This window comes from Saccharopolyspora aridisoli, assembly GCF_004348445.1.
GTDB classification, from domain to species: Bacteria; Actinomycetota; Actinomycetes; order Mycobacteriales; family Pseudonocardiaceae; genus Saccharopolyspora; species Saccharopolyspora aridisoli.
In genome coordinates, this window is record NZ_SMKV01000077.1 from 1 (window position 1) to 952 (window position 952).

1 protein-coding gene is annotated in these 952 nt (G+C 65.4%); it reads right to left on the minus strand.

Going from position 1 to position 952, the window contains the following annotated elements; genetic code table 11:
• Positions 1 to 73 precede the first annotated feature (73 nt).
• A partial coding sequence (locus tag E1161_RS26905; protein ID WP_165939960.1) for an AMP-binding protein occupies positions 74 to 952 on the minus strand: 879 nt, incomplete at its 5' end.

Genomic DNA, 952 nt, shown 5'->3' on the forward strand with positions numbered 1-952 from the left:
GACCACCCGATGGCTCCCGGACCACCGCAGCGATCCCTCACGCGGGTGCGGCGGGCTTCCGGGTCCGCGCCTGCTACAGGTCGAGGAGTCGGCGGGCTTCCTCGCGCATCTCGACCTTGCGGACCTTGCCGGTCACCGTCATCGGGAACTCACCCACCACGTGCACGTAGCGCGGGATCTTGTAGTGCGCCAACTTCCCCGAGCAGAACTCCCGCAACGACTCCGCCGTCAACACCGGCGCCCCCTCGCGCAACCGCACCCAGGCCATCAGCTCCTCGCCGTACTTGGCATCCGGAACCCCGATGACCTGCGCATCCAGCACATCCGGATGGGTGTGGAGGAACTCCTCGATCTCACGCGGATACACGTTCTCCCCACCCCGGATCACCATGTCCTTGATCCGGCCCGTGATCGAGACGTACCCCTCGGCATCCATCACCGCCAAATCCCCGGTGTGCATCCACCGCGCCGCATCGATCACCTCAGCGGTCTTGTCCGGCTGCTCCCAATAACCCAGCATCACCGAATAACCCCGCGTGCACAGCTCCCCCGGCTCACCACGCGCCACCGTCTGCCCGCTGGCCGGATCGACGATCTTGACCTCCAAGTGCGGACCCACCCGGCCCACCGTCGACACCCGCCGCTCCAACGAATCATCCGCACGCGTCTGCGTCGACACCGGACTGGTCTCGGTCATCCCGTAGCAAATCGCCACCTCCGACATCCCCATCCGATCGATGACCTGCTTCATCACCTCCACCGGACACGGCGAACCCGCCATGATCCCCGTCCGCAACGACGACAGATCGAACGAATCGAACTCCGGATGATCCAACTCCGCGATGAACATCGTCGGCACCCCGTACAACGACGTGCACCGCTCCTGCGCCACCGCCCTCAACGCCGACCCCGGATCAAAACCCTCCGACGGGATCACCATCGCCGAACCATG